The sequence below is a fragment of the Kitasatospora sp. NPDC029367 genome, assembly GCF_055569135.1.
Map to the genome: position 1 here is coordinate 12,343 of NZ_JBVHYH010000058.1, position 18,290 is coordinate 30,632.

Genomic DNA, 18,290 nt, shown 5'->3' on the forward strand with positions numbered 1-18,290 from the left:
GCGTCGGGCCTCTACCCCCTCCCCCCCCCCTCCCCCCCCCCCCCCCCCCCCCCCCCCCCCCCCCCCCCCCCCCCCCCCCCCCCCCCCACGGCCGCCTCGCCCGCGTACTGCTCCAGGCAGCCCCGGGCGCCGCAGGGGCAGCGGGGGCCGTCCGGGTGGACGGGGATGTGGCCGAGTTCCCCGGCGAAGCCGCGGGCGCCCCGGAACAGCCGCCCGTCGATGACCAGGGCGGCGCCGATCCCGGCCCCGGCGGAGACGTGGACGAAGGTCTCCACCGGGTTCCCGGCGTTCCAGTACTCGGCCAGCGCCCCGAGGTTGGCCTCGTTCTCCGGCTCGGGCACGGTGTCCGGGTCCGGCCAGTGGTCGGCGAGCCGGACGCCGTGCCAGCCGAGGTTGGGCGCGCGCTCCAGCAGTCCGCGCGGCGTGTTGGGGACCACCCCGGGGACGGCCAGGACGCGGCCCGCGACGCGCAGTCCGAGGGCGGCGGCCTCGGACTGCGCCTCGTCGGCCAGCGCGGCGAGGTCCGCCAGGACGGCTTCGGCGGGCCGGCCCGCGTTGGCCCGTTCCACCCGGCGCCAGACCCGCGGTTCGCCGCGCAGGTCGGCCACGCAGGCGCCGAGGTGGGTGACGCCGATCTCCAGGCCGAGGCCCGCCGGGCCGTCGTCGGCCATGGTGAGGGCGCGTCCGGGCCGGCCGACCCGTCCGCTGGCGGTGGCCGCGGCCTCGGTCACCGCTCCGCGGCCGATCAGCTCGTCGACGAGCGAGGAGACGGCGGCCCTGGTCAGTCCGACGCGCCCGGAGACGTCCGCCCGGGAGAGCGGGCTGTGTGCGGCGACGGCGGCGAGGACGACCGAGAGGTTCTGCCGCCGCATGTCCTGCAGCGAGGCGGGCCCGTGCTCCGCTCCCCTGCTCGCCGCCCTGCCGACCGCTGTCACGCGCTGCCCCTCCTACTACCGGTCCTCGGCCGGGGCGCCCTGCAAGGCCCCGGCCCGTCGCAGGGTATCGCCGATCCGCGCGAGCGCGTCCTCGTCCCGCTTCACCGGCTCCAGCACCGGGCCCTGGGCCGTCCGCCAGCGGCGCGCCACTTCGTCGGCCTGCTCGCCGGTGAGCAGCGCGGCGGCCTGGGCGGCCGCGCCGAGGGCGACCAGTTCCCGGGCGTCGGGCACCTGGACGGCCCGGCCGGAGAGCCGCAGCACGGTCCGCTGCCAGGCCCGGCCCCGGGCGCCGCCGCCGATGAGCAGCAGCGGCTCCTCGCCCGCCGGGTCGGCGCCGCCGGCGCTCAGCACGCCGTCCAGGGCGGCGAGCAGGGCGTGGGCGGCGCCGTCGTAGGCGGCCTGGAGCAGCTGGCCCGGGGTGGTGTCGTGGCGCAGCCCGTGGACGAGGCCGGAGGCGCCCGGGAGGTCCGGGGTGCGCTCGCCGTCCAGGTAGGGCAGGACGACGGCGGTGCCGCCGTCCTCGACCTCCTCGCGGCCTCGCCCGAGGAGGGCGGCGAAGCGGTCGACGGCGAGGGTGCAGTTGAGCGTGCAGGCGAGCGGCAGCCAGTGGCCGAGGGCGTCGGCGAAGCCCGCGACGGTGCCGGTCGGGTCGGCGGGCCGGGTGCGGCCGACGGCGTAGACGGTGCCGGAGGTACCGAGGCTGAGCACCGGCTGACCGGGCGGCAGGCCGAGCCCGAGGGCGGCGGCCATGTTGTCGCCGGTGCCGGTGGCCACCGCGGCGCCCTCCCGCAGCGGCGTGCCGGGGCGGACGGTACCGGCGCGGGCGCCCGGCGCGAGGACCCGGGGCAGCAGGGCCGGGTCGAGCCCGATGCGGGCGAGCAGGTCGTGGTCGTAGCCGTCCGGGCCCCACCAGCCGGTGCCGGAGGCGTCGCCCCGGTCGGTGACCGCCACTCCGGTCAGACGCTCGGTCAGGAAGTCGTGCGGGAGGCGGACGGCGGCGGTCCGCTCGGCGGCGGCGGGCTCGTTGGCGCGCAGCCAGGCCCACTTGGGGGCGGTGAAGGCGGCGGTGGGGACGCTGCCGGTGCGGCGCGCGAGGTCCGCCGCGCCGATCGCGGCGGACAGTTCGGCGGCCTGGGGCGCGGAGCGGACGTCGTTCCAGAGCAGCGCCGGGCGGACCGGCGCCCCGGCGGCGTCGAGGGTGACGAGGCCGTGCTGCTGGCCGGCGACCGAGACGGCGGCGGCGCGGTCGGCCCAGCCCGTCGCGGCCGCGGCCTCGCCGAGCGCCCGCCACCACTGCTCGGGGTCGCTCTCGCGGCCGGCTCCCGTGCTGACGGTGTGCGGGGCGCGCCCCTGGCCGAGGACGGTGCCGGTGTCGATGTCGACGGCGAGGGCCTTGGTGGACTGGGTCGAGCTGTCGAAGCCGATCACGACGCGTTGCTCAGCCATGCGTTCCTCCGGTACGGGGGTTCCTTCCGACGTCCCGGCATACTAATTTGTTGAGAGTCCTGACAAACACCCCCTGGCACTCATCGGGAGCCGCTCCATGTCCAGCGACCCGCTCGTCCCCACCCCCGCGCACAAGTTCACCTTCGGTCTGTGGACCGTCGGCTGGCAGGGGCGCGACCCCTTCGGCGACGCGACCCGCCCCGCCCTCGACCCGGTCGAGACCGTGCAGCGGCTGGCCGGACTCGGCGCCTACGGCGTCACCTTCCACGACGACGACCTGATCCCGTTCGGCGCGGGCGACGCCACCCGCGAGGAGACCGTCAAGCGCTTCCGCGGCGCCCTGGACTCCGCCGGGCTGAAGGTCCCGATGGCGACCACCAACCTCTTCACCCACCCGGTCTTCAAGGACGGCGCCTTCACGGCCAACGACCGCGACGTCCGGCGCTACGCCCTGCGCAAGACCATCCGCAACATCGACCTGGCCGCCGAACTCGGCGCCTCGGTCTACGTCGCCTGGGGCGGGCGCGAGGGCGCCGAGTCCGGCGCGGCCAAGGACGTGCGCACCGCGCTGGACCGGTTGAAGGAGGCCTTCGACCTGCTCGGCGAGTACGTCGAGCAGCAGGGCTACGACCTGCGGTTCGCGATCGAGCCCAAGCCCAACGAGCCGCGCGGGGACATCCTGCTGCCCACCGTGGGCCACGCCCTGGCGTTCATCAACGCGCTGGAGCGCCCCGAGCGGGTCGGCCTCAACCCGGAGGTCGGCCACGAGCAGATGGCCGGGCTCAACTTCCCGCACGGCATCGCCCAGGCTCTGTGGCACGGCAAGCTGTTCCACATCGACCTCAACGGCCAGTCCGGCATCAAGTACGACCAGGACCTGCGCTTCGGCGCGGGCGACCTGCGCCAGGCGTTCTGGCTGGTCGACCTGCTGGAGTCGGCCGGGTACGACGGCCCGCGGCACTTCGACTTCAAGCCGCCGCGCACCGAGGACTTCGACGGCGTCTGGGCCTCGGCGGCCGGCTGCATGCGCAACTACCTGCTGCTGGCGGAGCGTTCGCGCGCCTTCCGGGCCGACCCGGAGGTCCGGGCCGCGCTCGCCGCGTCCCGCCTGCCCGAACTCGCCCTCCCCACGGCCGAGGACGGCCTGACCGGCCTGCTGGCGGACCGCTCCGCCTTCGAGGAGTTCGACGTCGACGCCGCCGCCCGCCGCGGCATGGCCTTCGAGCAGCTGGACCAGCTCGCCCTGGAGCACCTCCTCGGCGCCCGCTGACCGGAACGGCTGCGCCGGCCGGGTCGTGCGGGCCGTACGACCCGGCCGGCGTGGCGGAGGCCTGTAGGAATACGCAACTTGTTGACTAATCGCATCGGTGGCCGCTGTCCCCGGCGCTCGCTAGGCTGTCGGCATGGCCCTGCGCAACGCGATCATGTCGACCCTCCTGGAGGGCGAGGCGTCCGGTTACGACCTGACGAAGGCCTTCGACGCGTCGGCGGCGAACTTCTGGATGGCCACCCCGCAGCAGCTCTACCGGGAGCTGGACCGGATGAAGGCCGAGGGGCTGGTCAGCGCCCGGGTCGTCGAGCAGGAGCGGCGGCCGAACAAGCGGCTGTTCTCGCTCACCGAGGCGGGCCGCGCCGCCCTGCGGGCGTTCACGGCCACGCCGCCCCGGCCGTCCGCGATCCGGGACGAGCTGCTCGTCCAGGTGCAGGCCGTGGACGCGGGCGACCCGGAGGCCGTGCGCGCGGCGCTGCTCGAACGCCTGGTGTGGGCGCAGGCCAAGGTGGCCCGCTACGAGCGCCTGCGGGCGCGGCTGCTGGACGGGCGTTTCGAGGACGAGTACCTCGCCACGGCCGAGCGGATCGGGCCGTATCTGACGCTGATGCGCGGGCTGTCGTTCGAGCGCGAGAACCAGCGCTGGTGCGAGCAGGCGCTCGCCGTCCTGGACCGGAGGCGGGCCACCGCGCCGACCCCTGCGGCTCAGGGGCCGGCGCAGGGGCCGGTGCAGGGGCCGGTGCAGGGCCCGGTCTGACGAATCCCGGGGCCCCGCCCGCTCAGTGCGCGGGCCGGGGTGCCTCGACGGGCCGGGGAGCCTCGACGGGCCGCAGGTCCGGGCGCTTCGCCACCCGCCCGTCGCCGGAGGAGCGGCCGCGCAGGCGGCGCATCAGCCACGGTCCGAGGAAGGTGCCGATCCAGGCGGCCTCCTGGGCCGCTCGCCGCCCGGCCCCCGCCGCCGGGAGCGGCGGCAGCGGCTCGGCCCACCCGCCGTCACTGCCGGGCAGCGCCAGCGCCTCGGCCGCCGCGGCGGCGATCCCGGCGTGGCCGAGCGGGCTGGCGTGCAGCCGGTCCGCGCTCCACATGCGCGGATCGGTCGTCACCTCGTGCCGGACGAAGTCGACGACCACGACCCCGCGGTGCTCGGCCGTGGCCCGGATACGCGCGTTCAGGTCCAGCACCCGGGGGCGCAGCGCGCGGGCCGGCGGCGCGATCCGGCCGATGTCGGGGAAGGTGAAGGTGAGCACCCGTGCCCCGCTCGCCGTGAAGGCGGCGAACATCGCGTCCAGCTCCGCCACGGTCTCGGCCGCGTCGAAGCCCGGCCGCATCAGGTCGTTCATCCCGGCGACCACGCTGACCAGGTCCGGCCGCAGCGCGAGCGCGGGGGCGAGCTGTTCGGCCCGCACCTGGCCGGCGAGCCGGCCGCGGACGGCGAGGTTGGCGTAGCGCAGGCCGGGTTCGTGCGCGGCGATCGTCTCGGCCAGCCGGTCCGCCCAGCCGCGCCATCCGGCCGTCTCGTCACCGTCGCCCAGCCCCTCGGTCTGGCTGTCGCCGACCGCCACGTAGCGGTACGGGCCCGTCGTCGCGCTCACGCCTCGGACGCACCCAGCGCCTCGGCGGTGATCCGCTCGAACTGCGCGCCCATCGCGGTGGCGAGCGCCTGCGCGCCGGAGAGCGGGCGGACCATCACCGTGAACTCGTCGATCAGGCCGTCCTCGTCGAGGTGGAGGAAGTCGCAGCCGTGCACCTCGCGGCCGTCGACGGTGGCCTTGAAGACGAGGGCGTGGTCGCGACCGTCGGGGTCGTTGATCTCGCGGACGTAGTGGAAGTCCTCGAAGACCCGGCCGACGGCGCGCAGGATCGCGGCGGTCATGGCCTTGCCCGGGTAGGGCTTGAAGGCGACGGGGCTGGTGAAGACGACGTCCTCGGCCAGGAGGGCCTCGATGGCGTCGTGGTCGTCGGCCTCGACGGCTGCGCGGAAGGGGTGCACGGGCGGGCTCCATAGTCAACAAATTGAATAGCTTGCCTGCGCGCGAGCCTAGCCTCCCGGTCCCGGCACTGTCGAGGGTGGCGTAGACGTACCCGGCGTCTCCGAGGCGGGCCGGGCGTGCTCCCGCAGGTGGAGGGCGGGTCCTCCCGCGGAGCGACGGCGAGCGGGGCTGCGCGCCGTATCGTCGGTCCCATGAGCCGAGGACTCCATCTGGACGCCTATCTGCTGGCCTTCGACACCCGGACGCAGTCGTTGCAGGACCGCACCCGGGCCGGGTTCCTGGTGCGGGCCGCCGCGCTGGCCGAGCTCGCGCACCGGGGCGCCGTCGACGAGGACGGGGCGGGCCGGGTGCGGATCGTCTCCGCCGCTGCCACGGGGGACCCAGTACTGGACGCGCTGATCGCGGAGGTGGCCGAGCGGCCGCGCTCCTGGAAGGCGTGGATCAGGCGCGGACGCGAGGACACCCTGGAGGCCGTCGAGGAGCGGCTCGCGGTGCTCGGCGCGGTGACGATGGCCGACCGCGACCCCTACGGCCCGGTCGCGCCGCACCGGGCCGTGGCGGTGGACGATCCGCGCGAGGCCCTGGACCTCCAGCTGCGGGTGGCCGAGGTCGTCCGGGGCGGCGCCCCGGTCGCCGCGGTGCCGTTCGGCGACGCGGTCCTCGCGGCGCTGGCCGCCCACGGACACCTGCGGCTGGTGCTGTCGGGCCACGACCGCCGGGCCCACCGCGAGCGGGTCGCCGCGCTCACCGCCCGGCTCGCCGAGGCAACCCCGGGCCTGGCGCGGGCGGTGCACGGGCTGAACCTCACCATCGTCGCCGCCCAGGGCGGCATGGGCGGGAGCTGACCGGCCCCGGCCGGGGTCAGCGGAGCAGGCCCCCTACCTCGGCCCCTTCCCGGACGAAGACCGGGAGGCGTTCCAGCGGGGCGTCCGCGTCGAGCGTCGTCCCGCCCTCGACGGCGCGGCCGGTGGCCGGGTCGAGCCAGCGGGCGCCGGAGGGCAGGTACACCCGGCGGGAGCGGACGCCGGCCTGGTACACGGGCGCCACCAGCACGTCGGGGCCGAGCAGGAACTGGTCGTCCACGCCCCAGGCGCGTTGGTCCCCGGGGAAGTCGAAGAACAGCGGGCGCATCGGCGGGGCACCGGTGCGGTGGGCGTCCTCGGAGAGCGTCCCCAGGTAGGGGCGCAGGCGTTCACGCAGGGCCAGGTGGGCGCGCAGGATGCCGTACGCCTGCTCCCCGTACGACCAGACCTCGTTGGGCCCGCCGGTCATGTCGGTGGAGAAGGCCGGGAAGTTGGGCACGCGGTCCCCGTGCAGCCGCATGACGGGGCAGAAGGTGCCGTACTGGAACCACCGGATCAGCAGTTCGCGGTAGGCGGGGTCCTGCGGGTCGCCGCCGGAGAAGCCGCCGATGTCGGTGTTCCACCACGGGATGCCGCTCATCGCGACGTTCAGCCCCGCCCTGATCTGGCGCCCGAGGGAGTCGAAGGTCGTGGGGATGTCGCCGGACCAGAGCAGGGCCCCGTGGCGCTGGCTGCCCGCCCAGGCGGAGCGGACCAGCGACAGCGGCCGGTCCTCGCCCGCCGCGCGCAGTCCCTCGGCCACGCCCCGGACGTGCTCCAGCGGGTAGAGGTTCGCGGCCTCGGCGGCCGGCCCGGCCGCGTAGACGGCGCGCTCGGCGGTGTCCGGGGGGAGGTCGGGTTCGCACGCGTCCAGCCAGAAGCAGGCCACGCCCAGCGCACGGTAGTTGGCGTCCAGCCGCCGCCACAGCTCGGCGCGGGCCCCGGGGTGGGTGGCGTCGTAGTACGCCATCGGGCGGCTCCCGCGCTTCTGCCCGCTGAACCGGGACGGCCAGGGGAAGGTGAGCAGGCCGCCGTCCGCGTTCCGGACGAGGTGCCCGGCCGAGCGCAGCCCGTCGAAGGCGTCGCTGTCGGGCTCGACGGTGGGCCACACCGAGACGGCGAGCTGCACCCCGAGGTCCGCCAGCTCCTTGACCATGGCGGCGGGGTCGGGCCACTCGCTCTCCTCGAAGCGCCAGTCGCCCATCCTCGGCCAGTGGAAGAAGTCGCAGACGATGACGGACAGCGGCAGGCCGCGCCGCCTGTACTCCCGTGCCACGGACAGGAGTTCGTCCTGGGTGCGGTAGCGCAGCCTGGACTGCCAGAAGCCCGAGGCCCAGTCGGGGAGCAGGGGCGGGCGGCCGGTGGCCCGGGTGTAGGAGTCCAGGACCTGGGCCGGGGTGGCGCCGGCCGTGATCCAGTAGTCGATGCGCCCGCCGGCGTCGGCGGTCCACCGGGTGGCGTCGGCGCCGAGTTCGACGCGGCCCGTGGCGGGGTTGTTCCACAGCAGTCCGTAGCCGCGCGAGGAGTGCAGGAAGGGCACGGCCGCCACGGTGTTGGACTGGACGAGGTCGATCACGCAGCCCTTCTGGTCCAGGCGCCCGTGCAGGTGCTGCCCCAGGCCGTGCAGCCGTTCGCCGTCGTACGCCGCGAAGGACTGCTCCGTCCGGCCGCCCGGTGCGTGGACGCGGGCGCCGGTGTGGTGCGCGAACGGGCTCCGCTCGGCGAGGAGCTCGCGGCCCGAGGCCGTGTCCAGGAACCTCAGGCGGCCGTCCGCCGCGGCCTCGACGGCGATGCGGCCGTTGACCAGGCGGGCGCCGCCGTCCTCCGAGAGGGAGGGTTCGGCCGCCGGGCACGGCGACGGGGCCTCCAGGGCGCCGGGGGCGGTGGGGTCGATCGTCCCGGACGCGGCGCGCACCCGCAGGGCGTCCGGTCCCCAGGGCTCCATGCGCAGGACCTCTGCGCCGGTGTGCCGTTCCAGGCCGCCCGCGCGGATGCGGTAGGACATGGGTGGTTCCTCCGTTCACGTGACCGACGGGTGCGGGCGGATGCCCGGGGTGGTGCTTCCGGGAACGGCCGCGGCGGCTGTCCCGGCGACCGGGCCGGGTAGGGCGGTTCGGTCTCAGGTCGGGTAGGGCAGTTCGGCCTCGCGGGTGCCGGCCGGGCTGACGTGCAGGGCGCCGTCCGGGCCGCCGAGGCGCAGCTGCCAGGGGTGCGGGCTGTCGGTGGTCACCCGCAGGCGGTCGCCGGTGCGGCGCACGTGGAAGCGGGCCGTCTCGCCGACGCCGTCGGAGCGGGGGATGACGACGGTGCGCTCGGCGCCGTCGGCGAAGGCGTGGACGCGCAGTTCCACACCCTCGGCCCAGGCGGAGACCGGGTGCCGGTCGTCCGCGCCGAACGGGATGACGGAGTCGGGGCGGGCGAGCAGCGGCAGGGTGTGGAAGCCGTGCCGCTCGCGCACCCAGCGCGGGCCGGTGATCCGGTCGCCGGTCAGCACGTTGGTCCAGATCCCCTCGGGCACGTAGTACTCGACCGTGCCGTCCTCGGTGAACACCGGGGCGACGAGCAGGTCGTCGCCGAGCAGGTACTGCCGGTCGAGCGCGGCCGCGGCCGGGTCGTCCGGGAACTCCAGCACCATCGCGCGCATCACCGGGACACCGGAGGCGTGCGCCTGCTGGGCGGCGCGCTGGAGGTAGGGCGCCAGCCGGTGCTTGAGCAGGGTGAACTCCCGGGTGACCTCGACCGCCTCCTCGCCGAACTCCCACGGCACCCGGTAGGACTTGCTGCCGTGCAGCCGGCTGTGCGAGGAGAGCAGGCCGAACTGCGCCCAGCGCTTGAAGACCGCCGGGGTCGGGGTGCCCTCGAAGCCGCCGATGTCGTGGCTCCAGAAGCCGAAGCCGGACAGGCCCAGCGAGAGTCCGCCGCGCAGCGACTCCGCCATGGCGTTGAAGTGCGATTCGCAGTCGCCGCCCCAGTGCACCGGGTACTGCTGGCCGCCCGCGGTGGCGGAGCGGGCGAACAGCAGCGCCTCCCCCTCTCCGCGCACCTCGCGGAGCAGGTCGAAGACCGCCTGGTTGTACAGCTGGGTGTAGTAGTTGTGCATCCGCTCCGGGTCGGAGCCGTCGTGCCACACCACGTCGGTGGGGATGCGCTCGCCGAAGTCGGTCTTGAAGCAGTCCACGCCGATGTCCAGCAGGGCGCGCAGCTTTCCGGTGTACCAGTCGCGGGCGGCGGGGCTGGTGAAGTCCACCAGGGCCATGCCGGGCTGCCACAGGTCCCACTGCCAGACGCTGCCGTCCGGGCGGCGCACGAGGTGGCCCTCGCGCACGCCCTCGGCGAACAGCTCCGACTTCTGCGCGATGTACGGGTTGATCCACAGGCTGATGCGCAGCCCCTGTTCCTTGAGCCTGGCGAGCATGCCCGCCGGGTCCGGGAAGGTGTCCTGGTCCCAGCGGAAGTCGCTCCACTGGTACCCGCGCATCCAGAAGCAGTCGAAGTGGAACACGCTCAGCGGGATGCCGCGTTCGGCCATGCCGCCGACGAAGCGGTTGACGGTGGCCTCGTCGTAGTCGGTGGTGAAGGAGGTGGTCAGCCACAGGCCGAGCGCCCAGGCCGGCGGCAGCGCGGGGCGGCCGGTGAGGGCGGTGTAGCGCTCCAGGATCTGCTTGGGGGTCGGGCCGTGGACGACGAAGTACTCCAGGGACTGGTCCTCGACGCTGAACTGCACCTGGCCGACGGCCTCGGAGCCGATCTCGTAGCTGACCCTGCCGGGGTGGTTGACGAAGACGCCGTAGCCCCGGTTGGTCAGGTGGAACGGGACGTTCTTGTACGCCTGCTCGCTGCTGGTGCCGCCGTCCGCCTGCCAGACGTCCACCACCTGGCCGTTGCGGGTGAACGGGGTGAACCGCTCCCCCAGGCCGTAGACCAGCTCGCCGACGCCCAGCGCGAGCTGTCCGAGCATGTGGTGACGGCCTTCGGCGTCGGTGACGAAGCCGGTGCCGCGCTCGCCCGCCGTGGTGAGCACCCGGCCGCCGGCGGAGAACTCCAGCTGCCAGGGCCCGGCCGTGTTCACCCTCAGCGTCAGTTCGCCGGAGCTCAGTTCCACCACGTCGCCGTCCCGGTGGACCTTGCCGCTGCCCGGTGCGGAGCCGGGCAGCGCGAACTCCGGGCCCCGCTGCACCGAACCGGCGTGGTGGGTGGCGCGCACCCCGATCACGCCCTCGGCCGGGGACCAGCACTCGACGGTCAGCAGCGGGCTGTTGAGGGTGTCACCGCGGCCTCGCACGTGCCGGACGGGCGCGTAGAGGGTCATCCGGTCCTCGCCGGTGCGGACGTCGGCGACCTCGGTGGCGTAGCGCGCGGTGACGCCCGGACGCATCAGCCAGTAGCCGTCGGTGAACTTCATCGGGCGGTTTCCTCCGTCCGCGCGCGGTGCGCGGTGATCAGGCCCCGGTACCAGTGGTAGCTGTCCTTGGGGGTGGCGAACTGCTGGCGGTTGAGTGTCATTGAGTGTTCGCAAAGTCTGTTTAGTGAGCTTGTCGGATGTGCCGAACATTTGACTATTTGCCTGATTTTGTGGCGTTCTGATGGTGCGTATAGGGTGCTCATGTCTTGATCCGGATCGGTCGTTGGGGAGGTGGTGTGCCGTGTCCGAGAAGAAGACGTTGCGGCAGATCGCCCGGCCGTTCGTGGCCGATCCTGCCGGCGGTGTGTGTATACGGGACCGGCTGAAGGGCCTGACGGCGGAGGACGAGAAGGTTCTGCGGCTGGTCGGCGAGCACATGGGCTCGCTGGCCTCCCGCGACCTCGCGTCCCGGTGCCGTGATGGCCTGGAGCATTCCACCGATACGTGGGCGGCGCGGAAGCGGGAGCTGACGGCCGAGTCGTCGTCCCGATGGGCGGGGTCGGTCACCGGGACGACGCATGCGCAGTGGGGGCTGTCCCGCCGGGCGCAGTTCGCCCACATTCAGGGCCTGGAAGCCGGGACCAGGACCATCCGGCATCGGCTGTCCCTGCCGGTCGGTGAGAAGGGCACCAGGAAGGCCCCGGGCGGCTACCGTTCGGCGCACGAGTGGTTCGTCAAGTCGCGTCGGCTGGCGATGCTGGAGGACCGGGCGGCTCAGGTGCGGGCCGACCGGGAAGCCGGACGGGTACATGTGGTGCGGGGCGGAAGGAAGTTGGCCAACACCCGGCACAACCTTCCCGCCGCCGGGCTGACCGAGGCGCAGTGGCGCGCACGCTGGGAAGCGGCGCGCTGGTTCCTGTCCGCTGACGGGGAGTCCGGCAAACGCTACGGCAACGAGACGATCCGGGTCACCTCCGACGGCGAGATCAGCATCAAGCTCCCCGCGCCACTCGCCGGGCTGGCGAACTCCCCTCACGGCCGGTACACGCCGGCCGCCCGCGTGAGCTTCCCCCACCGGGGCGACGAATGGGCCGACCGCATCGAAGCGAACCGAGCCGTCGCCTACCGCATCCACCTGGGCATGGAACGCGACCGCTGGTACCTCGACGCGTCGTGGACCCGCAAAGACCTCCCCCTCGTTGCCCTGGACAGCCTGCGGACCGGCGGCGTCGTCGGCGTCGACACGAACGCCGACCACCTCGCCGCCTGGCACCTCGACGCCCACGGCAACCCGGTCGGCGAACCCCGCCGCTTCGACTACCACCTGACCGGCAACGCGAACCACCGGGACGCGCAACTGCGCCACGCCCTCACCCAGCTCCTGCACTGGGCCGCCGGCACCGGCGTACAGGCCATAGCGGTTGAGGATCTGGACTTCACCGACTCCAAGACCCGGGAGAAGCACGGCCGCAAGAAGCGCTTGCGGCAGCTGATCTCCGGCATCCCCATCGGCCGCCTCCGCTCCCGCCTCCTCGCCATGTGCGCCGAGCACGGCCTGTCGGTGATCGCCGTCGACCCCGCCTACACCAGCCTGTGGGGCGACCAGCACTGGAAGAAGCCCCTCACCACGAAGACCCGCGCCACCACCCGCCACCAGGCGGCAGCGGTGGCCATCGGACGACGCGCCCTCGGACACCCGATCCGGCGACGGACGACACCGCCCCGCGCACACCAGAGCGATGTGCACGGGCATCGGACCGCCCAGGCCGGACCAGGTACCCGAGGACGTGAGGAAACCCGCCGCCCCGTCACGGACCGCAGCCAAGAGCCGCACGCCCGGACAGGGAACCAGAGAACGCGGGCGACCAGCGCACCCAAAACCGTTCGGGATGCGCGCAGTGACAGAGTCGATCTTCACGGTCACTCCTGATCACTGTTCAGGAACGGTTCGGGTCAGGGTGTCGTAGTCGACGTGGACGAGGCCGAAGCGCTGGTCGTAGCCGCGGGCCCACTCGAAGTTGTCCAGCAGGGACCACACGTAGAAGCCGCGTACGTCGACCCCGGCGGTGACGGCGTCGGCGACGGCGGCGAGGTGGCCGGCCAGGTAGTCGATCCGTTCCGGGTCGTGGACCCGGCCGTCGGGGGTGAGGCTGTCGGCCTCGGCGGAGCCGTTCTCGGTGATCCACACGGGCGGGAGCCGCGGGTAGCGGGCGTGCAGCCCGGTGAGCAGCTCGGTGAACGCGGACGGGACGACGGGCCAGCCCATGGTGGTCTGCCGGGTGCCGTACGGGTCGGTCTCGGCGACGCCGATGTCCACGGCGGTGCGCAGGGCGGGATCCTCCTGGCGGTGGGGGGCGGCCGCGACGGTCACCGGCCGGTAGAAGTTGACGCCGAGGAAGTCCAGTGGGGCGCCGATGAGTTCGAGGTCGCCGGGCCGGCGCCACGGGCCGTCGGCCAGGCCCTGCCAGGTCTCGGCCTCGTGCTCGGGGTAGCGCCCGGCGAACAGCGGCTCGGTCCACACCTCGTTGTGGAGCACCTCGGCCCGGCGCAGGGCGGCGAGGTCCTCGGGGCGGTCGGAGGCGGCGTGCAGGCGGTCGAGGTTGAGCGTGATGCCGACCTCGCGGGCGCCTGCGGCGCGCAGCTCCCGGACGGCCAGGCCGTGGGCGACCAGCAGGTGGTGGGCGGCCGCGAGTGCGCCGCGGCCCTCCCGGGCACCGGGCGCGTGCCGGCCCTCGGCGTGGCCGACGAAGGCGGAGCAGAACGGCTCGTTGAGGGTGATCCAGCGCTCGACCCGGTCCCCGTAGCGGTCGGCCGCCACGTTCGCGTACTCGGCGAAGGCCTCGGCCGTCCCGCGCACCCGCCAGCCGCCCCCCGCGGCGGAGCCGCTGTTCGGCGGGGTCTCCAGGGCCTGCGGCAGGTCCCAGTGGTAGAGGGTGACGGCGGGCGCGATCCCGGCGGCCAGCAGGTCGTCGATCAGCCGGTCGTAGAAGTCGAGGCCCTTCCGGTTGACCGCACCGGTGCCCTGCGGCAGCAGGCGCGGCCAGGAGATCGAGAAGCGGTAGCCGTCGACGCCGAGCCCGCGCAGCAGGGCGACGTCCTCGCGGTGGCGGTGGTAGTGGTCGCAGGCGGTGTCGCCGGTGGCGCCGCCGAGGGTGCGGCCCGGGGTGTGGCTGAAGGTGTCCCAGATGGACGGGCCCCGGCCGTCCTCGTCGTGGGCGCCCTCGATCTGGTAGGCGGCGGTGGCGGCGCCGAACCGGAAGCCGGGGGGCAGCTGCGGGAATCCCGGGGCACTCATGCGGCGCTCCTCATCGGTCGGAGTCGGTCGGAAGGCGATCGGAAGGCGATCGGGCGCGGGCGTCACGGCCGCGGTGCCAGCCCGCGTTCGCGCAGCCAGGCCAGCTGGACGGGCGGGTTGGAGCCGCAGCCGCCCGCGTGGTCGGCGAAGGGCCACGCCGTCATGGTGCGGTCCTCGCCCGCGTAGTGGTTGAAGGCGGCGTAGACCGTCCGGGGCGGGCAGATCGGATCCATCAGACCGACGCTGAACAGGGCCGGCACGGTGGCCCGCTGGGCGAAGTGGACGCCGTCGAAGTAGGCGAGGGTGTCGAAGGTCGGCCGTACGCGCCCCGGGCTGTGCCAGCGCAGGTACTTGACGAGCTCCTGGTAGGGCCCGTCCAGGGCGGTCTGGGCGCCCTCGCGGTAGTGGCACAGGAACGGGATGTCGGGCATCACCGCGGCCACCCCGCCCCCGGTGAGTCCGGCGACGGCGAGGGCCAGGCCGCCGCCCTGGCTGCCGCCGGCCAGGACGATCCGGTCGGTGTCGAGGCCGGGCAGCTGCGCGACGGCGTCCACGGCTCGCACGCAGTCGGTCATCAGCCGCCGGAAGTAGTGGTGCTCCGGGGACTCGATGCCGCGGGTCATGAAGCCCTCGACCCACTGGGTGCCGTCGCCCGTGCCCCGGTCCGGGGTGTCGTGGCCCTGGCCGCGGTTGTCCACGACGAGCTGGGCGTAGCCGACGGCGGACCAGAACAGGTGCTCGGTGGGCAGTCCACGGCCGCCGGTGTAGCCGATGTAGGTGACGACGACCGGCAGCGGGCCCGCCGCGCCGCGCGGGCGCAGCAGCCAGGCGGCCACCGGCTCGCCGTTCCAGCCGGGGAAGCGCACGTCGTCGACCTCGACGGTGCGCAGTCCGTACGTCTCGGTGACGCGTTCGGCCTTGACCGTCCCGCCGTGCGCGCGGGCCTCGGCGAGGGTGCGCCGCCAGAACTCGTCGAAGTCCTGCGGGGCGGTCGACTCGGGCCGGTAGGCGGCGAGTTCGTCGGTTCCGAAGCCGGTTCCGAAGTCGGGTGGCGGCACGGGGGCTTCCTCCGGGTGCTGCGAGTTCGAGGTGACGGAGTAGGGCGTGAGAGGTGTCATGCGGCCGCCTCCGGGCGGTGGTGGACGGGCCCGGCTCGGACGGTCGGGACTCCCTGCCCGGGCCGGGCCGGGCCGGGCCGCGGACGGCGGTCCGCCCCCTGAACGGACCGCCGGTCTGCGGGTCGGCCGGTCTCAGCCCGCCGTGCCGAAGCGGAAGGCGGTGAGCCGGAAGTCGCCGTGCAGGGTCAGGCTCAGGTCGTGGACGCCGTCCAGCGGGGCGGAGAGGCCGGCGGTGGTGCTCGTCCAGGCGTAGCGGCCGCCGGTCACGGGCACCTCGATCTCGGCCAGCACCCGGCCGTCCACCCGGACGTCGAGCCGCGCCCCGCCGGCGCCCTCGACCTCGCCCTCACCGGCACCCTCGCCCTCGCGGGCCGTCTCGACCTCGATCAGGGCGGCGCCGGCGAGTTCGACCTCGCGGAAGTGCAGCGTCGCGGGGCGCGCGGGGTCGGCGGGCGTGACGGCGTCGCCGTCGGAGCGGGTGGCGTCGACGATGGCGGCGTTCTGGTAGTCGTCGAAGTCGACGGCCAGGACCCGGTGTCCGGTGCCCGCCCTGGGGCCGGGGCGCTCCCCGGTCACGGCCAGCGGGGCGGTGAGCACCGGGTGGTCGGCGCTGCGGGCGACGATCACCTCGTAGCCGCCGGGGTCGACGGTGAAGCCACCGGTGGCGACGGACCAGTGGGCGAGCTGCCCGGCCGGGAGCCGGAAGGCCAGTTCGCGGCTCTCCCCCGGTTCCAGCGTGACCTTGCGGAAGTCGGCCAGGCGCAGGCGGGGCGCCTCGTACCGGGCCTCCAGGGCGCGGACGTAGACCTGGACCACCTCGCTGCCCGGCCGCGCGCCGGTGTTCTCCAGGGTCACGGCGAGCTCGACCGATCCGTCCGGGCCGATCGAGGGCTGCGACAGCCGCAGGTCGCGGTGGGCGAAGTCGGTGTAGGAGAGCCCGTGGCCGAACGGGTAGAGCGGCGCGGAGCGGTGGTACTGGTAGGTCCAGCCGGCCTTGATGACGTCGTAGTCGAGCGGGGCGGGCAGCGGGTCGTCACCCCGGTACCAGGTCTGCGCCAGCCGCCCGGCGGGCTCGGCCGCGCCGAGCAGCACGGCGGCCAGCGCGTGTCCTGTCTCCTGCCCGCCGTGGGAGGTCCACACCACGGCGGGCAGGTGCTCGTCGGCCCAGTCGAGGGCGTAGGGGTAACTGCTCATCACGACCAGGGCGGTGTCCGGGCGGACGGCCGCGACGGCACGCAGCAGCCTCTCCTGCCCCTCGGGCAGCGCGATGTCCGCGCGGTCCTCGGTCTCGCGGCCGTTGATCAGCGGGTGGTTGCCGAGCACGACGACGGCGAGGTCGGCCGCCGCGGCGGCCGCCCGGGCCTCGGCGGCGCCGTCGCGCACCACCTCGCGCTGCCAGTGCTCGGCCTCCTGCGCGGTCTCGGCGGTGACGCTGACCCGGCCGTCGGTCGGGTCCACGGTGGCGTAGCGTCCGGTGAACACGTTGCGCAGCAGCACGGTGTCCGGGCCGGCCGGTTCGATCCGGAAGGTCTCCTTGACGAACCAGCTCTTGATGATCTCCTGGCCCGGCGCCAGGGTGTCGTCGTCCTGGAGGCACAGGTAGCGGCCGGTGTCGGCGACGCGCAGGGTGGAGGCGCCGCCGCCCCAGTCGGTCACGTCGAAGGCGGACTTGCCGAGCAGGTCGCCCGTGGTGCGCGAGCGCAGGGTGATCCGGTCGGAGCCCTCGACGTGGACGACCTCGCCGCCGTGGGCGCCGAGGGCCGCGGCCAGGCCGGCGGCGGCGCTGACCTGGTACGGCAGGGTACCGCTGTACCAGTCCTCGAAGAGGGTGTCGGCGAGCGGGCCGACGACGGCGATCCGGGCCGTGCGGGCCGGGTCGATCGGCAGCAGGCCGTCGTTCTTGAGCAGGACGGCCGACTCGGTCGCGGCCCTGCGGGCCAGGGCGCGGTGCTCGGGGCTGTCGATCACCTCGGGGCCGGTGCCCGCGTACGGGTCCAGCTCGGGGTCGAACTCGCCGAGACGGAAGCGCACTTCGAGCTGGCGGCGGACGGCCCGGTCCACGTCGGCCTGGTCGATCAGGCCGCGCTCCAGCGCCTCGCGCAGCCGGCCCGTCACCGTCTCCGAGTCCTCGCCGTGGTCGGTGAAGCTGTCGATGCCCGCCTTGAGCGCGGCCGCGTGGGACTCGGCGTGGTCGTCGAAGTAGTGCTCCGGGTCGACCAGGTTGGAGGGGGCCTCGGCGTCGCTGACCACGAAGATCTCGTGGCCGGTCGGGCGGGCCCAGCGGCGCAGTTCGGTTTCGAGCAGCGGACTCACGTGGCAGGGGCGGCCGTTGACCAGGTTGTAGGCCGCCATCGCGCCGGTCGCGGCGCCGGAGGCGATGACGGGGCGGAAGGCGGCCAGGTCGTACTCCTGGAGCACGCGCGGGCGCAGTGCGGAGGAGGTGGTGCAGCGGTCGTCCTCGTTGTTGTAGGCGAGGAAGTGCTTGAGCACCGGGGCGGCGCGCAGGTAGCTGGGGTGGTCGCCGGAGAGGCCGCGGCAGTACGCCTCGCCGACGCGTGCGGTGTGCACCGGGTCCTCGGAGTACCCCTCCTCGTTGCGCCCCCACCGGGGGTCGCGCAGGAGGTTGAGCACGGGGGCCCACGCCTGGAGGGAGTTGGGCCCGCGCTCGGGGGAGCCGACGGCCGTCGGGCGGTGGTAGTGGAAGGCCCGCAGCTCGGTCGAGACCGCCTCGCCGACCTCGCGCACCAGGTCCTCGTCCCAGCTGGCGCCGAGGCCGACGGCCTGGGGGAAGACGGTCGCCTCCCCGAGCCAGGAGACGCCGTGGAGGCCCTCGCTGCCGGTGCGGAACGCGCCGACCCCGAGGCGCGGGACGGCCGGCGCGTACTGGTGCAGCATCGCGAGCCGCTCGGCCGGCGTGAGCCGGTTCAGCAGGTCGTCGACGCGCTCCCGCAGGGGAAGCGCGGGATTGCGGAAACCGGGCAGGGCGGCGGCGGAATCGGGCACGGAACTCACGTGGAACACCCCTCGGGCGGGTTCGGCTCGGAGATCGTC

Annotated in this window: 13 protein-coding genes; 4 read left to right on the forward strand and 9 right to left on the reverse strand. The window is 74.5% G+C overall.

Translation table 11 applies throughout. The features are described 5' to 3' along the window. Positions 1-11 precede the first annotated feature (11 nt). Together ACZ4W5_RS26980 and xylB are read right to left on the reverse strand one after the other, a co-directional pair. A complete protein-coding gene (locus ACZ4W5_RS26980) occupies positions 12-935 on the reverse strand; it encodes an ROK family transcriptional regulator (RefSeq protein ID WP_465657440.1) in 924 nt (307 codons plus the stop codon). A 15-nt stretch (positions 936-950) separates the two neighbouring features. Further along, entirely contained in the window at positions 951-2,381 is a 1,431-nt protein-coding gene (xylB, locus tag ACZ4W5_RS26985) for a xylulokinase (protein WP_465657441.1), read from the reverse strand. Between the two features lie 97 nt (positions 2,382-2,478). On the opposite strand from xylB, the gene xylA reads away from it, so the two are divergent. Then, entirely contained in the window at positions 2,479-3,651 is a 1,173-nt protein-coding gene (gene xylA, locus ACZ4W5_RS26990; protein ID WP_465657443.1) for a xylose isomerase, read from the forward strand. A gap of 133 nt (positions 3,652-3,784) precedes the next feature. Then, positions 3,785-4,408 (forward strand): PadR family transcriptional regulator, encoded by a 624-nt coding sequence (locus ACZ4W5_RS26995; protein ID WP_465657444.1) that lies wholly within the window; start codon positions 3,785-3,787, stop codon positions 4,406-4,408. Positions 4,409-4,430: 22 nt separating this feature from the next. Here ACZ4W5_RS26995 and ACZ4W5_RS27000 read toward each other — a convergent pair whose 3' ends face one another. Both ACZ4W5_RS27000 and ACZ4W5_RS27005 read right to left on the reverse strand, forming a co-directional pair. After that, the gene (locus ACZ4W5_RS27000; protein WP_465657445.1) at positions 4,431-5,243 is read right to left on the reverse strand and encodes an SGNH/GDSL hydrolase family protein; all 813 of its coding nucleotides are present in this window, start codon (positions 5,241-5,243) and stop codon (positions 4,431-4,433) included. After that, positions 5,240-5,641, reverse strand: a complete 402-nt coding sequence (locus ACZ4W5_RS27005) for a nuclear transport factor 2 family protein (RefSeq protein ID WP_465657446.1) — start codon at positions 5,639-5,641, stop codon at positions 5,240-5,242. Before ACZ4W5_RS27005 ends, ACZ4W5_RS27000 begins: the two co-directional genes overlap by 4 nt. A gap of 192 nt (positions 5,642-5,833) precedes the next feature. Between ACZ4W5_RS27005 and ACZ4W5_RS27010 the strand changes: the two genes are divergently transcribed. Continuing rightward, entirely contained in the window at positions 5,834-6,487 is a 654-nt protein-coding gene (locus tag ACZ4W5_RS27010; protein WP_465657447.1) for a GOLPH3/VPS74 family protein, read from the forward strand. A 16-nt stretch (positions 6,488-6,503) separates the two neighbouring features. On the opposite strand, the gene ACZ4W5_RS27015 is transcribed toward ACZ4W5_RS27010, so the two are convergent. Then, the gene (locus ACZ4W5_RS27015; RefSeq protein ID WP_465657448.1) at positions 6,504-8,489 is read right to left on the reverse strand and encodes a glycoside hydrolase family 31 protein; all 1,986 of its coding nucleotides are present in this window, start codon (positions 8,487-8,489) and stop codon (positions 6,504-6,506) included. Positions 8,490-8,603: 114 nt separating this feature from the next. Beyond that, entirely contained in the window at positions 8,604-10,886 is a 2,283-nt protein-coding gene (yicI, locus tag ACZ4W5_RS27020; RefSeq protein WP_465657449.1) for an alpha-xylosidase, read from the reverse strand. 241 nt (positions 10,887-11,127) lie between these two features. Here yicI and ACZ4W5_RS27025 point away from each other — a divergent pair, with 241 nt between their 5' ends. After that, on the forward strand, positions 11,128-12,756 hold the full coding sequence (locus tag ACZ4W5_RS27025) for an IS200/IS605 family accessory protein TnpB-related protein (protein ID WP_465657451.1): 1,629 nt from the start codon (positions 11,128-11,130) through the stop codon (positions 12,754-12,756). Here the strand turns inward: ACZ4W5_RS27025 and ACZ4W5_RS27030 are convergent, their stop codons facing one another. The 3 genes from ACZ4W5_RS27030 to ACZ4W5_RS27040 form a co-directional block, all read right to left on the reverse strand. Continuing rightward, the gene (locus ACZ4W5_RS27030; RefSeq protein ID WP_465657452.1) at positions 12,757-14,121 is read right to left on the reverse strand and encodes a GH1 family beta-glucosidase; all 1,365 of its coding nucleotides are present in this window, start codon (positions 14,119-14,121) and stop codon (positions 12,757-12,759) included. Positions 14,122-14,183: 62 nt separating this feature from the next. Beyond that, a complete protein-coding gene (locus tag ACZ4W5_RS27035) occupies positions 14,184-15,239 on the reverse strand; it encodes an acetylxylan esterase (RefSeq protein WP_465657454.1) in 1,056 nt (351 codons plus the stop codon). A gap of 132 nt (positions 15,240-15,371) precedes the next feature. Beyond that, complete coding sequence (locus tag ACZ4W5_RS27040; RefSeq protein WP_465657482.1) at positions 15,372-18,242, reverse strand: glycoside hydrolase family 3 C-terminal domain-containing protein; 2,871 nt, start codon at positions 18,240-18,242, stop codon at positions 15,372-15,374. Positions 18,243-18,290 lie beyond the last annotated feature (48 nt).

Excerpts from the sequence above, each read along its gene's own strand:
- xylB (WP_465657441.1), bottom strand. The coding sequence starts at position 2,381 with ATGGCTGAGCAACGCGTCGTGATCGGCTTCGACAGCTCGACCCAGTCC.
- xylA (WP_465657443.1), top strand. The coding sequence starts at position 2,479 with ATGTCCAGCGACCCGCTCGTCCCCACCCCCGCGCACAAGTTCACCTTC.
- ACZ4W5_RS26995 (WP_465657444.1), top strand. The coding sequence starts at position 3,785 with ATGGCCCTGCGCAACGCGATCATGTCGACCCTCCTGGAGGGCGAGGCG.
- ACZ4W5_RS27010 (WP_465657447.1), top strand. The coding sequence starts at position 5,834 with ATGAGCCGAGGACTCCATCTGGACGCCTATCTGCTGGCCTTCGACACC.
- ACZ4W5_RS27015 (WP_465657448.1), bottom strand. The coding sequence starts at position 8,489 with ATGTCCTACCGCATCCGCGCGGGCGGCCTGGAACGGCACACCGGCGCA.
- yicI (WP_465657449.1), bottom strand. The coding sequence starts at position 10,886 with ATGAAGTTCACCGACGGCTACTGGCTGATGCGTCCGGGCGTCACCGCG.
- ACZ4W5_RS27030 (WP_465657452.1), bottom strand. The coding sequence starts at position 14,121 with ATGAGTGCCCCGGGATTCCCGCAGCTGCCCCCCGGCTTCCGGTTCGGC.
- ACZ4W5_RS27035 (WP_465657454.1), bottom strand. The coding sequence starts at position 15,239 with ATGACACCTCTCACGCCCTACTCCGTCACCTCGAACTCGCAGCACCCG.